This is a genomic window from Bradyrhizobium sp. SZCCHNGR1005 (assembly GCF_032489995.1).
Classification (GTDB): domain Bacteria; phylum Pseudomonadota; class Alphaproteobacteria; order Rhizobiales; family Xanthobacteraceae; genus Bradyrhizobium.
The window spans coordinates 1,323,260-1,338,803 of record NZ_JAUEZC010000001.1 but is presented as its reverse complement, the minus strand read 5'-3'; the positions used below and the strand labels follow the sequence as shown (position 1 = coordinate 1,338,803).

Here is a 15,544-nt window from a genome sequence, read left to right as displayed (position 1 = left end):
GCAGATGAGTGGGACCGACACGACCGCGTCGGCCTGGCGGGTGCCGCCGGCCGACTATGTGGCGGCGCGGCCAGTCGACTATCGGCTGACTCAGCCGTCCTCTTGCTACGTGACGATGCACGACGGCTGCCGCATCGCCGTCGATGCCTACGTGCCACAGCCGAAGGATGGTGCCGGTCCGGGCCGTTTCCCGACGCTGCTGTTCTTCACCCCCTACTATCGTCGCTTCAAGCTCAGGCCGGGGGGCAGCGGCGAGGTCAATCCCAACACCGGCAAGTTTCGCGACTACTTCGTGCCGCGCGGTTACGCTGTCGTCGTCGTGGATGTACGCGGCACCGGCGCCAGCTTCGGCACGCGCGACAGCTTCCGCTCCCCCAGGGAGCGTGAGGACAGCCGCGAGATCGCCGAGTGGGTCGTTGCGCAGTCCTGGTCGAATGGCGCAATCGGGGCTACCGGCATCTCTTATCTCGGGGCTGCCGCCGATTTCCTCGCCAGCACCGGACATCCTGCGGTGAAGGCGATCGCGCCGTTGTGCTCGGTCTGGGACACCTACGCCGACAATTACTTCCCTGGCGGCATTCAGCTGAAATCGCTGACCAAGGTCTATGACGAACTGATGGTCGGGCTCGATCACGATCGGCGCGACGTTCTCCGTCAGTTTTCCTATTTCGCCAATCCGGACTTCGAAGGGCCCCAACCGGTCGATGAAGACCCAGATGGCGTGCTGCTGAACGCGGCGATCACAGAGCATCTCGGCAATTTCCGCCAGACCGATTTCATGGCCGAGTTCAGGTTTCGCGAGGAGGGGCTGCCTTACGATCCCACCTTCAGCTCGGCCTCGTTCAGTCCCTATGCGGTGTCTGACGGCATCAGGCCGGACGTCGCGATCCTGTCGGTGTCCGGCTGGTTCGACGGCGCCGGTTATGCCAATGGCGCCATCGCGCGGTATCTCACCCTGCAGGACAATCCGCGGCATCTGTTGCTGGGCCCGTGGGATCACGGCGCCCGCATCGATATCTCGCCGTGGCGCACGTCGGTCGAGCCGGGCTTTCCGCTGCTCGGCGAAGTGCTGCGCTTCTTCGACACCTATCTGCTCGGCTATGACACCGGGCTGATCGACGAGGCGCCGATCCATTATTACGCGGTGCATGCGGAGCGCTGGCGCGCCGCGCATCAATGGCCCCCGGTCATGGCGCGACAGCGGTTGTATCTGGCGTCCGATGGAGCGCTTGCCGAGGCCGCGCCGCAAGCGGGCGAAGATCGATATCGGGTCGATTTCAGCCGCGGCACCGGCAACAACACCCGCTATGAGCGCATCGCGGGTATCGACAGCCGGGACTATTACGCGGACTGGCAGGGGCGGACCGAGGCGATGCTGAGCTACACCGGCGCGCCCTTGCCGTCGGCGATGGAGCTCGCCGGGCACGGGCTTGCGGAGCTCTGGCTTGCCTCGGGCGAACCGGATCTCGCACTGTTCGTCTATCTCACCGAGATCGAGGCCGACGGCACCGAGCGCTATGTCACCGAAGGCCTGCTGCGTGCGCTCCATCGCAAAGAGAGTGAAGCGCCGGACAATTATCGCACAGCATGGCCATTCCGCAGCTTTGCTCGGGGCGATGCCATGCCGCTGATCCCGGGACAGTTCGAACGTATCCGCGTGCCGCTGCTTCCCGTTGCTTGGCAATTCGCGAGAGGCAGCCGCATCCGCATCTCCATCGCGGGCCATGACGATGATCATTGCGGCCAGGTGCCGCATGGCCGTCCGCCGCTGATCACGCTGATGCGTGGCGGCGACAACGCGTCCGCGATCGAGCTGCCGTTGGTTGCGGTGTGACGAAGCCGGTCTGTTGCCGCGTTGTCAGTGCGTCACCTCCTCCGCAAGTGGGGGAGGTGACGAGCGTCGCATTCTGGCGAATGATAGACTACCGCTCCGGATAGCTCATCGCATAAGCGTCCATGAGCGCCTGCTCGAGCAGCCGACCCGCGCTGTAGCTTGCAAGTGTCGCTGGGCGCTCCACGCCGGGCAGCAGGCGGTCGCACGGCTCGGGCGCGCCGAGCACGGTGCGCACGGGAATGCGTTCGGCATGGATCGGCAGCGCATAGTCTTCCTCGTCATCGATGATGCCGGCGGAGCGGATCTTCGCCGAGGCCTTCTCGATTTCCATCGCGACAACGGCGGTCGCTTTGAGCTCCTGCTCCGTGGTCGGGCGCAAGGTTGCGGTGCGGCCAGGGAAGAAGCGATCGACCATCATGGTGAGGGCACGTGCTTTCTCGGCCTGGTCCTCGATCAGCTTCGCGTGGCCGAACGCCATCACCGCGCGGTAGTCGGCCGAATGGTGAAAACCGCTGCGCGCCAGCACCAGGCTGTCGAGATGGGTGACCGTGAGGCAGGCTGGCTGCCCCTCCGAAAGATTGCGCAGCATGCGGCTGGCGCTGGAGCCGTGCCAGTACAGCGTGGTCCCTTCGCGCCAATAGAGCGTCGGTGTGCAATAGGGCCGGCCGTCGATGACATAGGCGACATGGCACAGCGCGGCGGAATCGAGCAGGGCGTGGACGGTGGCGTAGTCATAGCGGCCACGGTCGTGGCGGCGCTTGACGCGGTTGGTCTCGTCGACGGGATAGCTGGCCGCGGCCTGCTCGGACATGGGACTTTCTCCTGTTGGATGATCGTCCATGCCATGGCAAAGTGGTTGCCGCGAGTTCCACTTTGATGCCAAACTTAGCAACCACTTCGAAACGCCGGGACGACGTTCTGGCCCTGCCGATCCGGCTCGACCGCGCCTTGCGCAATCAGCCGCAGCAGGTGCACGCGGCGCTGCGCACCGCCATCGTCGACGGGCTGCTGGCGCCGGGCTTGCGCCTGCCGTCGACACGGGCGTTGGCCGAGCAACTCGGCGTGCGCCGTAATGCCATCGTTGCGGCGTATGAACAGTTGCTCTCCGACGGGCTGGCTGAAGCGCGGCACGGCGCCGGCACCTATGTCGCGGCGCAGCTGCCGGCGCCGCCACCGGCGGCTCCAGCGGCAGACTTCGCCGTCCAGACCACGCCGCACCGTCCGTTCGCGCTCGGCTTCACGCTCGTGGACGCTCCGTTGTTGAAGCGGCTTGCCGCTGCGAGCCGCCGCCGCATTGCGCAGGCCTCAAGCGATGAACTCGGCTATGGCGATCCGTGCGGCAGCCTGCATCTTCGTACGCAGATCGCCCATTATCTTGCGGCCAATCGCGGCATCCGCTGTGACCCGAGCTGCATCCTGATCGTGTGCGGCACGCAGCAGGGCTTGCGGCTCTGCGTCGAGGCGCTGCTGAGGCCGGGCGATCCCGTCTGGTTCGAGGACCCCGGCTATTATGCGTCGCGTAACACCTTGCGCGCATCCGGCATGAAGCTGGTGCCGGTGCCGGTCGACGGCGAAGGCATCGTGGTCGCCGCCGGCAAGAAGGCCGATGCAAGGGCGGCTTACGTGACGCCGTCGCATCAGTTCCCGACCGGAGTCGCGATGAGCATGGCGCGACGGGTTGCGCTGCTTAGCTGGGCGCAAGCGACCGATGCGTTCATCTTCGAGGACGATTACGACAGCGAGTACCGCTTTGCCGGCCCGCCACTCACGGCGTTGGCCGGTATCGGCGGCGAACGCGTGATCTATATCGGCACCTTCAGCAAGACCTTGTTCGCGGGTCTCAGGCTCGCTTATCTGGTGCTGCCGCCAGCGGTCGTGCCGCGCGTGGTCGCCGCGCGCGCCTCGCACGATCGCTTTCCGCCGCGCTTCATGCAGGATGCGCTCGCCGACCTGATGGCCGATGGCGAGATCGCAGCGCATATGCGGCGCATGCGCCTGCGCTATCGCCAGGCGCGCGACGCGGTCGCCGAGGCGTTGGAACGCTCGGCCAAAGGCTGCCTGCATCTGTCGGCGCCGGCTCAAGGCCTGCATCTGCTCGCCACGTTGCCGCCTGGCGCGCCCAAGGACGCGGCGCGGCTGATCCGCGAGCGTGCGGGGATCGAGAGCAGGTTGCTGTCGGACGCACGCATCGTGCAGCGCGGCCCGGACGGGTTCATCCTCGGCTACTCCGGCTTTGCAGTCAGCGATCTCATCGCTGCGGCCAGGCGGCTCGGGCGCGCCGCGCACGACAGGCTGCACGAGCGCGATCGCCGGGGCGATCAAAAAAAATAGTCGGCGAAAATTTCGCTTTTTCGGCGCGGAGACGACGGCCGGCAATCTGCCCACGACCGGACTGGCTGGCCTGCGCAAATGCTATCGATACGGATCGCTCTGGATGTTCGGCGCGGTCTGGCGCACGCGGCGCAGCGTGATCGGCGCGCCGTCGGAGACGAATTGCAGTTCATAGGCGCGGCCGGAGCGATCCGTTGCCTGACAGGTCACGCTTGCGACCTGCAGCGCGGCGAAATTGCCGATCTGGCGGCAGACGCCGGCCGAGGTCTCTGCTGCTGGCACCGGGATGCCATCGACCTTCGGCCGGTCCTTGGAGTTCAGCAGCATCCGGTCGACCGGCAGCTCATAGAGTTCCTGCTGGGTCCGCGAGCGGTGGCCATGAAGGCCGGAAAACGCGATGATGTGGCTTTGATCGGCCGGATCGTCGAGCGCGACCGTGAAGTGGGCGCGCCCCTTTTCGCTATGGAAGAAGGCGACCGCCTTGCACGGGTAATCCTGGCCGTCGACCTTGAGCGTACGGCAGGTGCCGGACATCAAAGCGTAGAGGTCGATGTCCGGGGCGACCTCCGGCGCCGTCGAGGCCGGGGTGGGCGTCTGGGCCAGCACAGGCGTGGCGAGAACCAGGACGCCCGCGAGGAGCATCGACCGGCCGGAGAAGCGATCAAGGAACCGATCAATGTACGAAGGCATGAAGGAGCGGGACCACATCGGACGAAGGTTGGGCCAGTCGGCAGAGCTATTGCAAGCAGGGTGACGGCGGAAAGGCGGCGAAAAAACGACAATGATTCATCGAGCTTATACCGCTCGCGAGGGGGTTCGTCACGCCCGCCGAGGACCGTCTCACCACACTATCGATGTGCCGGTCGCATCGATCTGGCTGGCCGACGTGCTCGCGGGCCCGATCACTCGGCCAGCGGGATCGTCGAGATGCTGCCCTGGAACTGGAAGGCCGCAGCCGTCCCCGCCGCTGCCTGATCGGCTCTCTGGATTGCTGCCGCCGAGAGCGGCCAACCTGCGGCCTTTATCGGATGCGTTCTGAAATGGAGATACTGGCGGCTGGTTAATATTGCTGGTTCTATGGTGATGACAAGCGTCGATGATGTATGGGGCTATTCCCGCAATCCTGCGTCGAGCTGATAGAGCAATGCGTGGAGCTTGCCCTTGCTACGAGGGCGAGGCGGAAATCGCTGAACCAGCTCCCTGACTTCGGGTGATGCATGCGAAATGGCCCAGCGAACCTCGGCATCTCCCTTGTCGGACCCGTCGCTTGCGGAAAGGGCGCTGGCGTGCGCGGCGTAGGCGGCCGGGCTCAAAATGTGACTTGTTTGGTGCGATGTCGCAATCGGATGTGTGTAGGCCGTTGCAGCAGCAGTCGAAGCTGCCCGAGCTGCCGCAGCGGCTGAAGGCTCATCGACCTCTTTCGCGGCTGATTGGGCGGCCCAAGCGAGCTTCCGCAGATTTGCCGTTCGCACGCCGCTTCGCGCAAAAACTTTGGCACCGTCAATGGCATCCCGCGGACGAGCGTCGTTTGGCGCGAGCGCTTCAAAAATCGGAAGCGCGCGTTCCGCGCAATCCGCCGCCCATCCCGCGATGTGACAAAGATCGGTCATCGTCAATTCGATCGCGGGCGGAAGATCGTCCATTGATTGCACTCCACGAGGGCGTCGCAATTCGTACTACTTGCCCATCAAGGCCTGCACCCGCAGCTTCCAGAGGTTCCAGACCCGGTCCATGATCACCATGTTGACGGCGTCGGCCTTGGCGCCTTCCTCCGGACTGAGATAGGTGACCTCGCTGCCGAGTCCGATCGCCTGGGCTTGCAGCTTGGCATTGACGTCGGTGTAATAGGCGCGGAACACCGCGACCTTCACCGCGGAGCCGACCGCGACATCGCCGTGGCCGCGCATCAGCACGATCGATTTGTTGCCGAGTGCAGTCGCCAGCGCGTTGCCGATGGCGTTGTTGCTCACCAGCATGTTGGTGGGGCCGAACTCCTTGCCGATGTCCCAGACCGGCGCGCCCGCGGCCAGGAAGGCGGCGTTGTGGAACAGTGGGCGTAGCGGGGTCTTGCTGACCGAAAACGGAATCACGCCCGGCGAATGGGTGTGCACGACCGCCATCACATCCGGCCGCGCCCGGTAGATGGCGGCGTGAATGAAGCGCTCGAGGAAGACGGTGCGGCCGCGCGCGTCGACCGGCTCGCCATTCTCGTCGAACTCCATGATGTCGTTGGCGGTCACCAGTGCCGGCGCGAGCGAACGCGACATCAGGAAATGCGACGGATTGGCCGGGTTGCGCACGCTGACATGGCCGAAACCGTCGACCACGCCGAGATCGGCAAGGATGCGGCTGCCGACCACGATGTCGTCGAGCAGTTCGTGCGGGACGTTGGGAATAGTCTCCTGCGCGTGCGATGGAGGGGCGGTCAGAAGCAGCAAAGTGATGGCGACGGCAGCAAGGTGGCTGATCCTGTGCATCTGATCGCTCCGACTGTGTGTGCTCGCCGAATTGGCTTCGACCCTCTGAGCATACGCGCCAATGGCTTACGTCACCGGTGCGGGATTGAACAGGGTGAGGTCGTTATGGATGCCCCAGCGGTCCGACCATGGCTTGGTCCGGCCGGAGGCGACATCGAGGATCAGTTTGAACAGCTCCCAGCCGGTCTCCTCGATCGTCATCTCCCCGGTCGCGATGCGCCCGGCGTCGAAGTCGATCAGGTCCTTCCAGCGCCGCGCCAGCTCGCTGCGGGTCGCGACCTTGATCACCGGCGCGGCGGCGAGACCGTAGGGCGTGCCGCGGCCGGTGGTGAACACCTGCAGGGTGATGCCGGAGGCGAGCTGCAGCGTCCCGCAGATGAAGTCGGAGGCAGGCGTCGCCGCGAACAGCATGCCCTTCTGCCGCGCCTTCTCACCCGGAGCCAGCACGCCCGCGATCGGGCTGGAGCCGGACTTGACGATCGAGCCGAGTGACTTCTCGACGATGTTGGCGAGGCCGCCCTTCTTGTTGCCGGGCGTGGTGTTGGCGCTGCGGTCGGCGCCGCCGCGGGCGAGGTAGGCGTCATACCACGCCATCTCGCGCACCAGCGCGCGGCCGACCTCCTCGTTGATGGCGCGCCGGGTCAAGAGCTGGATCGCGTCGCGGACCTCGGTGACTTCGGAGAACATCACGGTCGCGCCGGCCCGCACCAGGAGGTCGGCGGCAAAGCCCACGGCCGGATTGGCGGTCACGCCCGAGAACGCGTCGCTGCCGCCGCATTGCAGGCCGATCACGAGGTCGGACGCGGGGCAGGTCTCGCGCTTGCGCGTGTTGAGCTGAGCGAGCCGTGCGTCGGCCTGGGTCATGATCGCATCGACGATGGCACCGAAGCCGTCGAAGGCTTCGTCCTGCATGCGCACGATCGCATTATCGACGCCTTCGGGCACCAGCCGCTCCGGCGCGAGCTTCTCGCAGCCGAGGCCGACCACCAGGATCTCGCCGCCAAAGTTCGGGTTTTGCGCGAGGTTCTGCAGGGTGCGGATCGGCACCACGGCATCGGGCGCGGTGATGGCGACACCGCAGCCATAGGCGTGGGTCAGGCCGACGACGTCATCGACGTTGGGATATTTGGGAAGCAGCTCGTTCTTGATCCGCTTGATCGCGAATTCCAGCGTCCCCTTGACGCATTGCACCGAGGTCGAGATGCCCAGCACGTTCTTGGTGCCGACCGAGCCGTCGGCATTGCGATAGCCCTCGAAGGTGTAGCCTTCGAGCGGGGGCAACGGGGCTGGCACGGCGGTTGCGATCTCGAGCTTGTCCAGGGCAGGCGCCTCGGGCATCTCGATGCGGGCCTCGTCGACCCACTCGCCGGCCGCGATCGGCGATTTGGCGGTGCCGATGATTTCGCCGTAGCGGACGATGGGCTGGCCCTGGCCGATATCGACCAGCGCGGTCTTGTGACCCTGCGGCACGAAGCTTTTCAGCTCCAGGCCGTCGGGAAATCTGGTGCCGGCAGGCAGGCCGAAATCATTGACGACGATCGCGACATTGTCGCGCGCGTTGAGCTTGATATAGCGCGGCTCCGCCGCCGCGACTGTCTGATGTTTCATGCCTGCTCCCTTCGGACTAACTCGTAGGGTGGGCAAAGCGAAGCGTGCCCACCGCCTTGTCGGTCAATCCGGCCGGTGGGCACGGCGCTGCGCGCCTTTGCCCACCCTACAGATCTGACTTGAATTTTCGTCATTGCGAGCGAAGCGGCTTGTCCACCCTAGCCCGAAGGGCGACGGCGGAAGCAATCCAGGCTCTAAAAGAAAGTCTGGATTGCTTCGTCGCCTTCGGCTCCTCGCAATGACGAAGCGTGTCAGCGGCTCACACCGGATAGGTGTAGGCCGTCTTGACCGTGGTGTAGAACTCGCGCGCGTAGGAGCCCTGCTCGCGGGCGCCATAGCTCGAGCCTTTGCGGCCGCCGAACGGCACGTGATAGTCGACGCCGGCGGTCGGCAGATTGACCATCACCATGCCGGCCTCGCTGTTGCGCTTGAAGTGCGACGAGTACTTCAGGCTCGAGGTGCAGATGCCGGCTGCCAAACCGAACGGCGTGTCGTTGGCGATCGCAAGCGCCTCGTCGTAGGTCTTGGCGCGGATCACCGCGGCAACCGGCCCGAAGATCTCCTCCCGCGCGATGCGCATGCTGTTGCTGACTTCGGTGAACAGCGCCGGCTGCATGTAGAAGCCGGGAGTCTCGCGGTTGAGCAGCTCGCCGCCCCAGGTGAGCTTGGCGCCTTCGTCCTGGCCGATCTTGAGGTAGCGCTGATCCTGCTCGAGCTGGTTCTGGTCGACGACCGGGCCGATATGGGTGCCCTGCTTCACGGCGTCGTCGACCACGAGGCCCTTGAGCCGCTCGGTCATCGCCGCGACGAACTTGTCATGGATGCCGTCGGTCACGATCAGGCGCGAAGAGGCCGTGCAACGCTGGCCGGTGGAGAAATAGGAGCCATTGACGCAGGCTTCGACCGCGACCTTGAGGTCGGCGTCGTCGAGCACGATCATCGGATTCTTGCCGCCCATCTCGAGCTGGAATTTCTTCAGGGGATCCGAGGTCACGCAGGCCTGCGCGATTCTGCGCCCCGTCGCGACCGAGCCGGTGAAGGAGATCGCGCTGACGTCGGGATGTTCGAGCAGGGTCTGGCCCACCACCGAGCCGGAGCCGACCACCAGATTGAAGACACCGGCAGGGATGCCGGAGCGCGCGATGATCTCGGAGAGTGCGTGTGCCGAGCCGGGCACGAGCTCGGCCGGCTTAAATACGACGGTGTTGCCGTAGCAGAGCGCCGGCGCGATCTTCCAGGCGGGAATCGCGATCGGGAAATTCCAGGGCGTGATCAGGCCGACCACGCCGACCGGCTCGCGGACGATCTCGACCTCGATGCTTGGTCGCACCGACGGACCTTTCTCGCCGGTGAGCCGCAGCGCTTCGCCGGCAAAGAATGCGAAGATCTGTCCGGCACGGGCGACCTCGCCGATGCCTTCGGGCAGCGTCTTGCCCTCTTCGCGCGCCAGCAACCGGCCGAGCTCTTCCTTGCGGGAGAGGATCTCGGCCGAGACCTTGTTGAGCGCGTCGTACCGCTCCTGCGGGGTCGAACGCGACCAGGCCGGGAAAGCGGCCTTGGCGGCGGCGATCGCCTTCTCGGTCTGCGCCTTGTCGGCCTTGGCATATTCGCCGACGACATCATTGGTGTTGGAAGGATTGATGTTGCGCGTGGCGCCGCTGCCGTCGACCCATTCGCCGGCAATGAAATTCTTCAAGATCGCGTTCATGTTGTTCTCCGAGAAGTTGCGCGATTGGACGGGCACCTTACCCCATCAAATGCGTTAACGCACGAGACAGGGCCGTTTGTCGTCAAACGTCCAGCCGGGGATGAGGTACTGCATTGCGATCGCGTCATCGCGGGCGCCAAGCCCATGTTGCTTGTAGAGCGCATGGGCCTTTTCGATGGCGGCGCGATCGATCTCGACGCCGAGGCCGGGGCGTTCGGGAACGGCGATCTTGCCGCCCTTGATCAACAGCGGTTCCTTGGTCAACCCCTGGCCGTCCTGCCAGATCCAATGGGTGTCGATCGCTGTCACCTTGCCGGGGGCGGCCGCACCAACATGGGTGAACATCGCCAGCGAAATGTCGAAATGGTTGTTGGAATGCGAGCCCCAGGTCAGCCCGTTGTCCCTGCAGGTCTGCGCCACTCGCACCGAGCCCTGCAGAGTCCAGAAATGGGGATCGGCCAGTGGGATATCGACCGCGCCCAGCCGCAGCGCATGGCCAAGTTGTCGCCAGTCCGTGGCGATCATGTTGGTTGCAGTCGGCAGTCCGGTCGCGCGGCGGAATTCGGCCATGATCTCGCGACCCGAGAAGCCCGCCTCGGCGCCGCAGGGGTCCTCGGCATAGGCGAGGATGCCGTGCATGTCCTTGCACAGCCGGATCGCCTCATCGAGCGACCAGGCGCCGTTGGGATCGAGCGTCACGCGCGCATCGGGGAAGCGCTTGGCAAGCGCGGTGACCGCCTCGATCTCGGCTGCACCCTCGAGCACGCCGCCCTTCAGCTTGAAGTCGGCGAAGCCGTAAGCGTCGCGCGCGGCCTCGGCGAGCTGCACGACGGTGTCCGGCGTCATCGCCTGCTGGTGGCGCAGCCTGAACCAGCCATCCTTTTCGCCTTCGCCGGTGGCGTAGGGAAGATCGGTCCTGGTGCGGTCGCCGATGAAGAAGAGATAGCCGAGCACCTCGACGGTGGCGCGCTGCTGGCCTTCGCCGAGCAGCGCTGCGACCGGCAGCCCGAGATGCTGGCCGAGCAGGTCGAGCAGCGCGGATTCCACGGCCGTCACCGCGTGGATCGTCACGCGCAGATCGAAGGTCTGCTTGCCGCGGCCGCCGGCATCGCGATCGGCAAATTTTTCGCGCATCGCCGCCAGGATGTTGTTGCAGGCGCCGATCGTCTGGCCGACGATCAGGTCGCGCGCATCTTCCAGCGTCTTTCGGATCTTCTCGCCGCCTGGCACCTCACCGACCCCGGTGTGGCCGGCATTGTCGGTGAGGATGACGAGGTTGCGGGTGAAGAATGGCGCGTGCGCGCCGCTTAAGTTGAGGAGCATGCTATCGCGGCCGGCGACCGGGATCACCTCCATCGCGGTCACGACCGGCGCGCCGGTGAACCCGGTGCGGACGGTATCCTGGATCATCTGCTCCTCCTTTGGCCGCCTTGTTAGTACCATCGTCATTCCGGGGCAGCCCGTCAGGGCTGAACCCGGAATCTCGAGATTGGCTTGCGTCTTTTCTCTTCCATCAATTCTTTTCCATGAATGTCGAGATTCCGGGTTCAAGGCCTTACGGCCTTGCCCCGGAATGACACTGAAATTACTCAGCCGCCTGCCGCGCCGGCAGCGCGTTCGGCAACTTCGCCACCAGCGCGGTCAACTCCGCCATTTCCGCCTCCGTCAGATCGGTCAGCGGCGGACGCACCGGACCGGAATCGCGGTCGATCACCTTCATGCCGGCCTTGATGATCGAGACCGCATAGCCCTTCTTGCGATTGCGGATCGCGATCAGCGGCAGGATGAAATCCTTCAGCCCCGCATGGATCGCCTCATGATCGCGCCGGCGCACGGCGGCGTAGAACTGGGTTGCGAATTCCGGCACGAAGTTGAACACAGCCGATGAATATGTCGTGACGCCCATGTCGAGATAGGGCAGGGCGAAGGTCTCGGCCGTCGGCAGGCCGCCGATATAGGTCAGGCGGTCGCCGAGCTTGGAATAGACCCGGGTCATCAGTTCGATGTCGCCGATTCCGTCCTTGTAGCCGACCAGGTTCGGGCAGCGCTCGCACAGCTTTGCCAGCGTGTCCGGCTGCAGAATCGCGTTGTCGCGGTTGTAGACGATGACACCGATCTTCACGGAGGCGCAGATGGCCTCGACATGGGCGGCGAGGCCCTCCTGCTCGGAATGCATCAGATAGGGTGGCAGCAGCAACAGACCGTCGGCGCCGGCCCTCTCGGCACCAAGCGCGATCTCGCGCGCGATCGCGGTGCCATAGCCGGTGCCGGCGAGCACGGGCACGCGGCCTTTGGTTTCCTCGACCGCGACTTTCACGACCTGCGGGACCTCGGCTGCGGTGAGCGAGAAGAACTCGCCGGTGCCGCCGGCGGCGAACAGGCCGGCGACGTCATAGCCGCACAGCCAGTCCATGTTGGAACGATAGGTCGCCTCGTCGAAGGAATAGTCCGCCTTGAACGGCGTCACGGGGAAGGAGAGCAGGCCGCTGCCGATCTGCGCTGCCATCTCCTTTGGGGTCATCTTGCTCATCGCGCCGCTCCTTTGGGAAATCCGTAACGGACGCAGAACTTTCGCACCAGACATCGCGTCCTTCAGGCCTTTCGTTAAGGCCAAGTCCGATGCCGGTCCAAGCCAATCACGGTATCGATCGATGTCGGATCGGCATCAATCCTCGCCGTGCTGCAGGGTCGCAAGACTGCCTGCGATGTCGACCAAGGCGGGCAGCAACGGGTTGTCGTGCTCGCGCCGCCAAACCATGAAGAGCTCGACTGGAGCGGCATTGCGCAGCTTCAGCGGGCGCAGTTTCACGTCGGCGATCTTCAGGCTGCTCGCTGCCTGCGGGACGATCGCGACGCCCAGCCCGGCGCGCACCATCGACAGGATGGAGTGGATCTGGCTCAGGTGCTGGACGTAGCGCGGCAGCACCTCGGCGCGCATGAACTGCGCCACCAGCAGATCGTGGAAATAGCGCGCTTCCGACGGCGAATACATGATGAAGGGCTGGTCGTCGAAATCCTTGATCGAGACGCTTTCGGCCGAGGCGAGACGATGGCGCCGCGGCACTGCGGCGAGCAACTGCTCGGCGACGACCCGCTTGGTCGCGAATTCCGGGCGTGCGATCGGTGGCCGCAGCAGGCCGGCGTCGATCTGTCCCGAGGCGAGCGCCTCGATCTGGTCGCCGGAGACCATTTCCTTCAGCGACAGGTCGGCCTCCGGCAGTCGCGTTCGGCAGGCAGCCAGTAGCTCCGGCATGAAGCCGTAAGCGGCAGCGGCGGTGAAGCCGATCTTGAGCGAGCCGCTCTTGCCGCGGGCGATCCGGTGCGCCACCTGCGCCGCGCTTTCCGCCATTTTCAGAATGCGCCGCGCTTCGGGCAGGAAGCTGCGCCCGGCCGGCGTCAGCTTCACCGAGCGGCTGGTGCGCTCGAGCAATGCGGCGTCGATGATGTGCTCGAGCACCTGGATCTGCCGGCTGAGCGGCGGCTGGGTCATGTTCAGCCTGGCGGCCGCGCGGCCGAAATGCAGCTCCTCGGCCACCGTGACGAAGCAGCGGAGCTGGTTGAGATCGAACATCGATGCCTCCCTGGCATGGATCGAGCTGGTGCGGAACGCGCATTAGCATTGATCACACCGGGTGAAAATGTGGGGAGAAGTGCGCCGATGGCGGTCGGACCCCTCCCCCTTGCGGGGAGGGGTCGGGGGTGGGGGTCCACGAGTCGCGCTCGATATGAGAGAGCGCGCGCATTCAATCAGTATCCCGATCGATGAGTCATTCGGCTCAGCGACGGCTGCGGTCTTGTTCTCGCGCGTCCGTACCGATGAATTGCAATATCGGAGATACTCACGACGGTCCGCGCGTGGGGACCCCCACTCCCCAACCCTTCCCCGCTGGGGGAGGGGAGCGGACTGCGGTTGCGATACCATTTGATACGATGCACGGCGCGCGCAAAAAAAAACGGCGGCCGAGGCCGCCGTTGAAGGTGAGCCACCCACGCGAGGTGCTCAGGAGGTTCGCAATTGGACTCGCTCGATCTTGCCGACGATAAAGAGATAGGCGATCGCCGCGACCAGCGCGTTAAGGCCGACGAAGACCAGGGCGCCGTTGAAGGAGCCGGTGGCGGCCAGGATGTAGCCGATCACGATCGGCGTGGTGATGCTGGAGAGATTGCCGAAGGAATTGAACAGGCCGCCGGAGACGCCGCCGGCTTCCTTCGGCGAGGTGTCGGAGACGACCGCCCAGCCGAGCGCACCGATGCCCTTGCCGAAGAAGGCCAGCGCCATCAGGCCGACCACCAGCGCCTGGCCTTCGGCATAGTTGCAGCCGATGATCGCCATCGACAGCAGCATGCCGCCGACGATCGGGATCTTGCGCGCCAGCGTCAGCGATCCGGTCCTGCGCAGGATGGCATCGGAGATGAAGCCGCCGAGCACGCCACCGATGAAGCCGCACAGCGCCGGCAGCGTGGCGACGAAGCCGGCCTGCAGGATCGACAGCCCGCGCTCCTTGACGAGATAGACCGGGAACCAGGTCAGGAAGAAATAGGTCAGGGTGTTGATGCAGTACTGGCCGATATAGACGCCGAGCATCATCCGGTTGCTGAGCAGCTGGCAGATATGCGACCAGCCAGGTCCACTCGACGCGGACTTGGCTTCCTTGGCGCCATCCAGATCGACCAGCGCGCCGCCCTGGCGGATGTAGTCGAGTTCGGCCTCGTTGACTGCCGGGTGCTCCTTCGGGTCGTACATGGTCTTGATCCAGAGCGCGCCCATCACGAGCCCGAGCGAGCCCATGACGGTGAAGACATGGCGCCAGCCGAACTCATGCGCGATCCAGCCCATGAGCGGGGCGAAGATCACGGTCGCGAAATACTGGCCCGAATTGAAGAAGGCCGAGGCGGTGCCGCGCTCATTGCTGGGAAACCAGGCGGCGACGATGCGGGCATTGGCCGGGAAGGAGGGCGCCTCGGCGAAGCCGACCAGGAAACGCAGGGCAAACAGCATCGTCACGGCCGCGCCGCCGCTCAAGAAGCCGATCCAGCCCTGCAGCATCGTGAATACCGACCAGGTGAGGATGCTGATGGCGTAGACCCAGCGCGAACCGAAGCGGTCGAGCAGCCAGCCGCCCGGCACCTGCGCGATCACATAGGACCAGCCGAAGGCGGAGAACACGTAGCCCATCGCGACCGGATCGAGATGCAGTTCCTTGGAGAGCGCAGAACCCGCGATCGAGAGTGTTGCCCGGTCGGCGTAATTGACGGTCGTGACCAGGAACAGCATGGTTACGATGAACAGCCTGACCCGCGATCGTCGCGCCTCGGCCACCGACACAATTGCGCTCATGCGCAACACCTCCCTGGATTTTTTCCTCTTTGGCCTGTCTAGAGAGGCGCAGGCCGCCGGTCCAAGCCGAAGCCTGTATCGATCGATACAAATTTTGTATCGATCGGTTTGCAGCCGCCTAAAAGTTGGATCACATCATGCGTGTCCAGCGCCGCCGATGAACGTCGTGCGCGAGGTGCGTCGGGGCTGTGAGGCGCGGGCAGAAACGCAAATGGCCGGGCTAAGCCCGGCCATCACGCTTGGCGACG

General features: G+C 65.0%; 12 protein-coding genes. 2 read left to right on the top strand and 10 right to left on the bottom strand.

The genetic code is table 11. The features are described 5' to 3' along the window. The first annotated feature begins 4 nt into the window (after window positions 1-4). Window positions 5-1,834 (top strand): CocE/NonD family hydrolase, encoded by a 1,830-nt coding sequence (locus QXZ85_RS06085; protein ID WP_315701201.1) that lies wholly within the window; start codon window positions 5-7, stop codon window positions 1,832-1,834. An 88-nt stretch (window positions 1,835-1,922) separates the two neighbouring features. On the opposite strand, the gene QXZ85_RS06080 is transcribed toward QXZ85_RS06085, so the two are convergent. Continuing rightward, window positions 1,923-2,645 carry a pyridoxamine 5'-phosphate oxidase family protein gene (locus tag QXZ85_RS06080; protein ID WP_315701199.1) on the bottom strand — a complete coding sequence of 241 codons (723 nt, stop codon included), beginning with the start codon at window positions 2,643-2,645 and terminating at the stop codon, window positions 1,923-1,925. Window positions 2,646-2,710: 65 nt separating this feature from the next. On the opposite strand from QXZ85_RS06080, the gene QXZ85_RS06075 reads away from it, so the two are divergent. Then, window positions 2,711-4,165, top strand: a complete 1,455-nt coding sequence (locus QXZ85_RS06075) for a PLP-dependent aminotransferase family protein (RefSeq protein WP_316173246.1) — start codon at window positions 2,711-2,713, stop codon at window positions 4,163-4,165. 81 nt (window positions 4,166-4,246) lie between these two features. Here QXZ85_RS06075 and QXZ85_RS06070 read toward each other — a convergent pair whose 3' ends face one another. From QXZ85_RS06070 to QXZ85_RS06030, 9 genes are all read right to left on the bottom strand, one after another. Further along, a complete protein-coding gene (locus tag QXZ85_RS06070) occupies window positions 4,247-4,807 on the bottom strand; it encodes a hypothetical protein (RefSeq protein ID WP_315701197.1) in 561 nt (186 codons plus the stop codon). Window positions 4,808-5,274: 467 nt separating this feature from the next. Further along, window positions 5,275-5,808 (bottom strand): putative immunity protein, encoded by a 534-nt coding sequence (locus tag QXZ85_RS06065; RefSeq protein ID WP_315701196.1) that lies wholly within the window; start codon window positions 5,806-5,808, stop codon window positions 5,275-5,277. A gap of 33 nt (window positions 5,809-5,841) precedes the next feature. Further along, the gene (locus QXZ85_RS06060; RefSeq protein WP_316173249.1) at window positions 5,842-6,642 is read right to left on the bottom strand and encodes a class II aldolase/adducin family protein; all 801 of its coding nucleotides are present in this window, start codon (window positions 6,640-6,642) and stop codon (window positions 5,842-5,844) included. Window positions 6,643-6,708: 66 nt separating this feature from the next. Further along, the gene (gene garD, locus QXZ85_RS06055) at window positions 6,709-8,250 is read right to left on the bottom strand and encodes a galactarate dehydratase (RefSeq protein WP_316173251.1); all 1,542 of its coding nucleotides are present in this window, start codon (window positions 8,248-8,250) and stop codon (window positions 6,709-6,711) included. 259 nt (window positions 8,251-8,509) lie between these two features. Continuing rightward, entirely contained in the window at window positions 8,510-9,958 is a 1,449-nt protein-coding gene (locus QXZ85_RS06050; RefSeq protein WP_315750949.1) for an aldehyde dehydrogenase family protein, read from the bottom strand. 54 nt (window positions 9,959-10,012) lie between these two features. Beyond that, complete coding sequence (gene gudD, locus QXZ85_RS06045) at window positions 10,013-11,368, bottom strand: glucarate dehydratase (protein WP_315767203.1); 1,356 nt, start codon at window positions 11,366-11,368, stop codon at window positions 10,013-10,015. 175 nt (window positions 11,369-11,543) lie between these two features. Then, entirely contained in the window at window positions 11,544-12,488 is a 945-nt protein-coding gene (gene kdgD, locus QXZ85_RS06040) for a 5-dehydro-4-deoxyglucarate dehydratase (protein WP_315750953.1), read from the bottom strand. 135 nt (window positions 12,489-12,623) lie between these two features. Then, window positions 12,624-13,529 (bottom strand): LysR substrate-binding domain-containing protein, encoded by a 906-nt coding sequence (locus QXZ85_RS06035; protein ID WP_315742985.1) that lies wholly within the window; start codon window positions 13,527-13,529, stop codon window positions 12,624-12,626. A 429-nt stretch (window positions 13,530-13,958) separates the two neighbouring features. Next, window positions 13,959-15,296 carry an MFS transporter gene (locus QXZ85_RS06030; protein WP_315750954.1) on the bottom strand — a complete coding sequence of 446 codons (1,338 nt, stop codon included), beginning with the start codon at window positions 15,294-15,296 and terminating at the stop codon, window positions 13,959-13,961. Between the last annotated feature and the right edge of the window lie 248 nt (window positions 15,297-15,544).

What these genes read in the sequence shown, in the direction of transcription:
- QXZ85_RS06085 (WP_315701201.1), top strand. Translation starts at nt 5, where the DNA reads ATGAGTGGGACCGACACGACCGCGTCGGCCTGGCGGGTGCCGCCGGCC.
- QXZ85_RS06080 (WP_315701199.1), bottom strand. Translation starts at nt 2,645, where the DNA reads ATGTCCGAGCAGGCCGCGGCCAGCTATCCCGTCGACGAGACCAACCGC.
- QXZ85_RS06075 (WP_316173246.1), top strand. Translation starts at nt 2,711, where the DNA reads ATGCCAAACTTAGCAACCACTTCGAAACGCCGGGACGACGTTCTGGCC.
- QXZ85_RS06070 (WP_315701197.1), bottom strand. Translation starts at nt 4,807, where the DNA reads ATGCTCCTCGCGGGCGTCCTGGTTCTCGCCACGCCTGTGCTGGCCCAG.
- QXZ85_RS06065 (WP_315701196.1), bottom strand. Translation starts at nt 5,808, where the DNA reads ATGGACGATCTTCCGCCCGCGATCGAATTGACGATGACCGATCTTTGT.
- QXZ85_RS06060 (WP_316173249.1), bottom strand. Translation starts at nt 6,642, where the DNA reads ATGCACAGGATCAGCCACCTTGCTGCCGTCGCCATCACTTTGCTGCTT.
- garD (WP_316173251.1), bottom strand. Translation starts at nt 8,250, where the DNA reads ATGAAACATCAGACAGTCGCGGCGGCGGAGCCGCGCTATATCAAGCTC.
- QXZ85_RS06050 (WP_315750949.1), bottom strand. Translation starts at nt 9,958, where the DNA reads ATGAACGCGATCTTGAAGAATTTCATTGCCGGCGAATGGGTCGACGGC.
- gudD (WP_315767203.1), bottom strand. Translation starts at nt 11,368, where the DNA reads ATGATCCAGGATACCGTCCGCACCGGGTTCACCGGCGCGCCGGTCGTG.
- kdgD (WP_315750953.1), bottom strand. Translation starts at nt 12,488, where the DNA reads ATGAGCAAGATGACCCCAAAGGAGATGGCAGCGCAGATCGGCAGCGGC.
- QXZ85_RS06035 (WP_315742985.1), bottom strand. Translation starts at nt 13,529, where the DNA reads ATGTTCGATCTCAACCAGCTCCGCTGCTTCGTCACGGTGGCCGAGGAG.
- QXZ85_RS06030 (WP_315750954.1), bottom strand. Translation starts at nt 15,296, where the DNA reads ATGAGCGCAATTGTGTCGGTGGCCGAGGCGCGACGATCGCGGGTCAGG.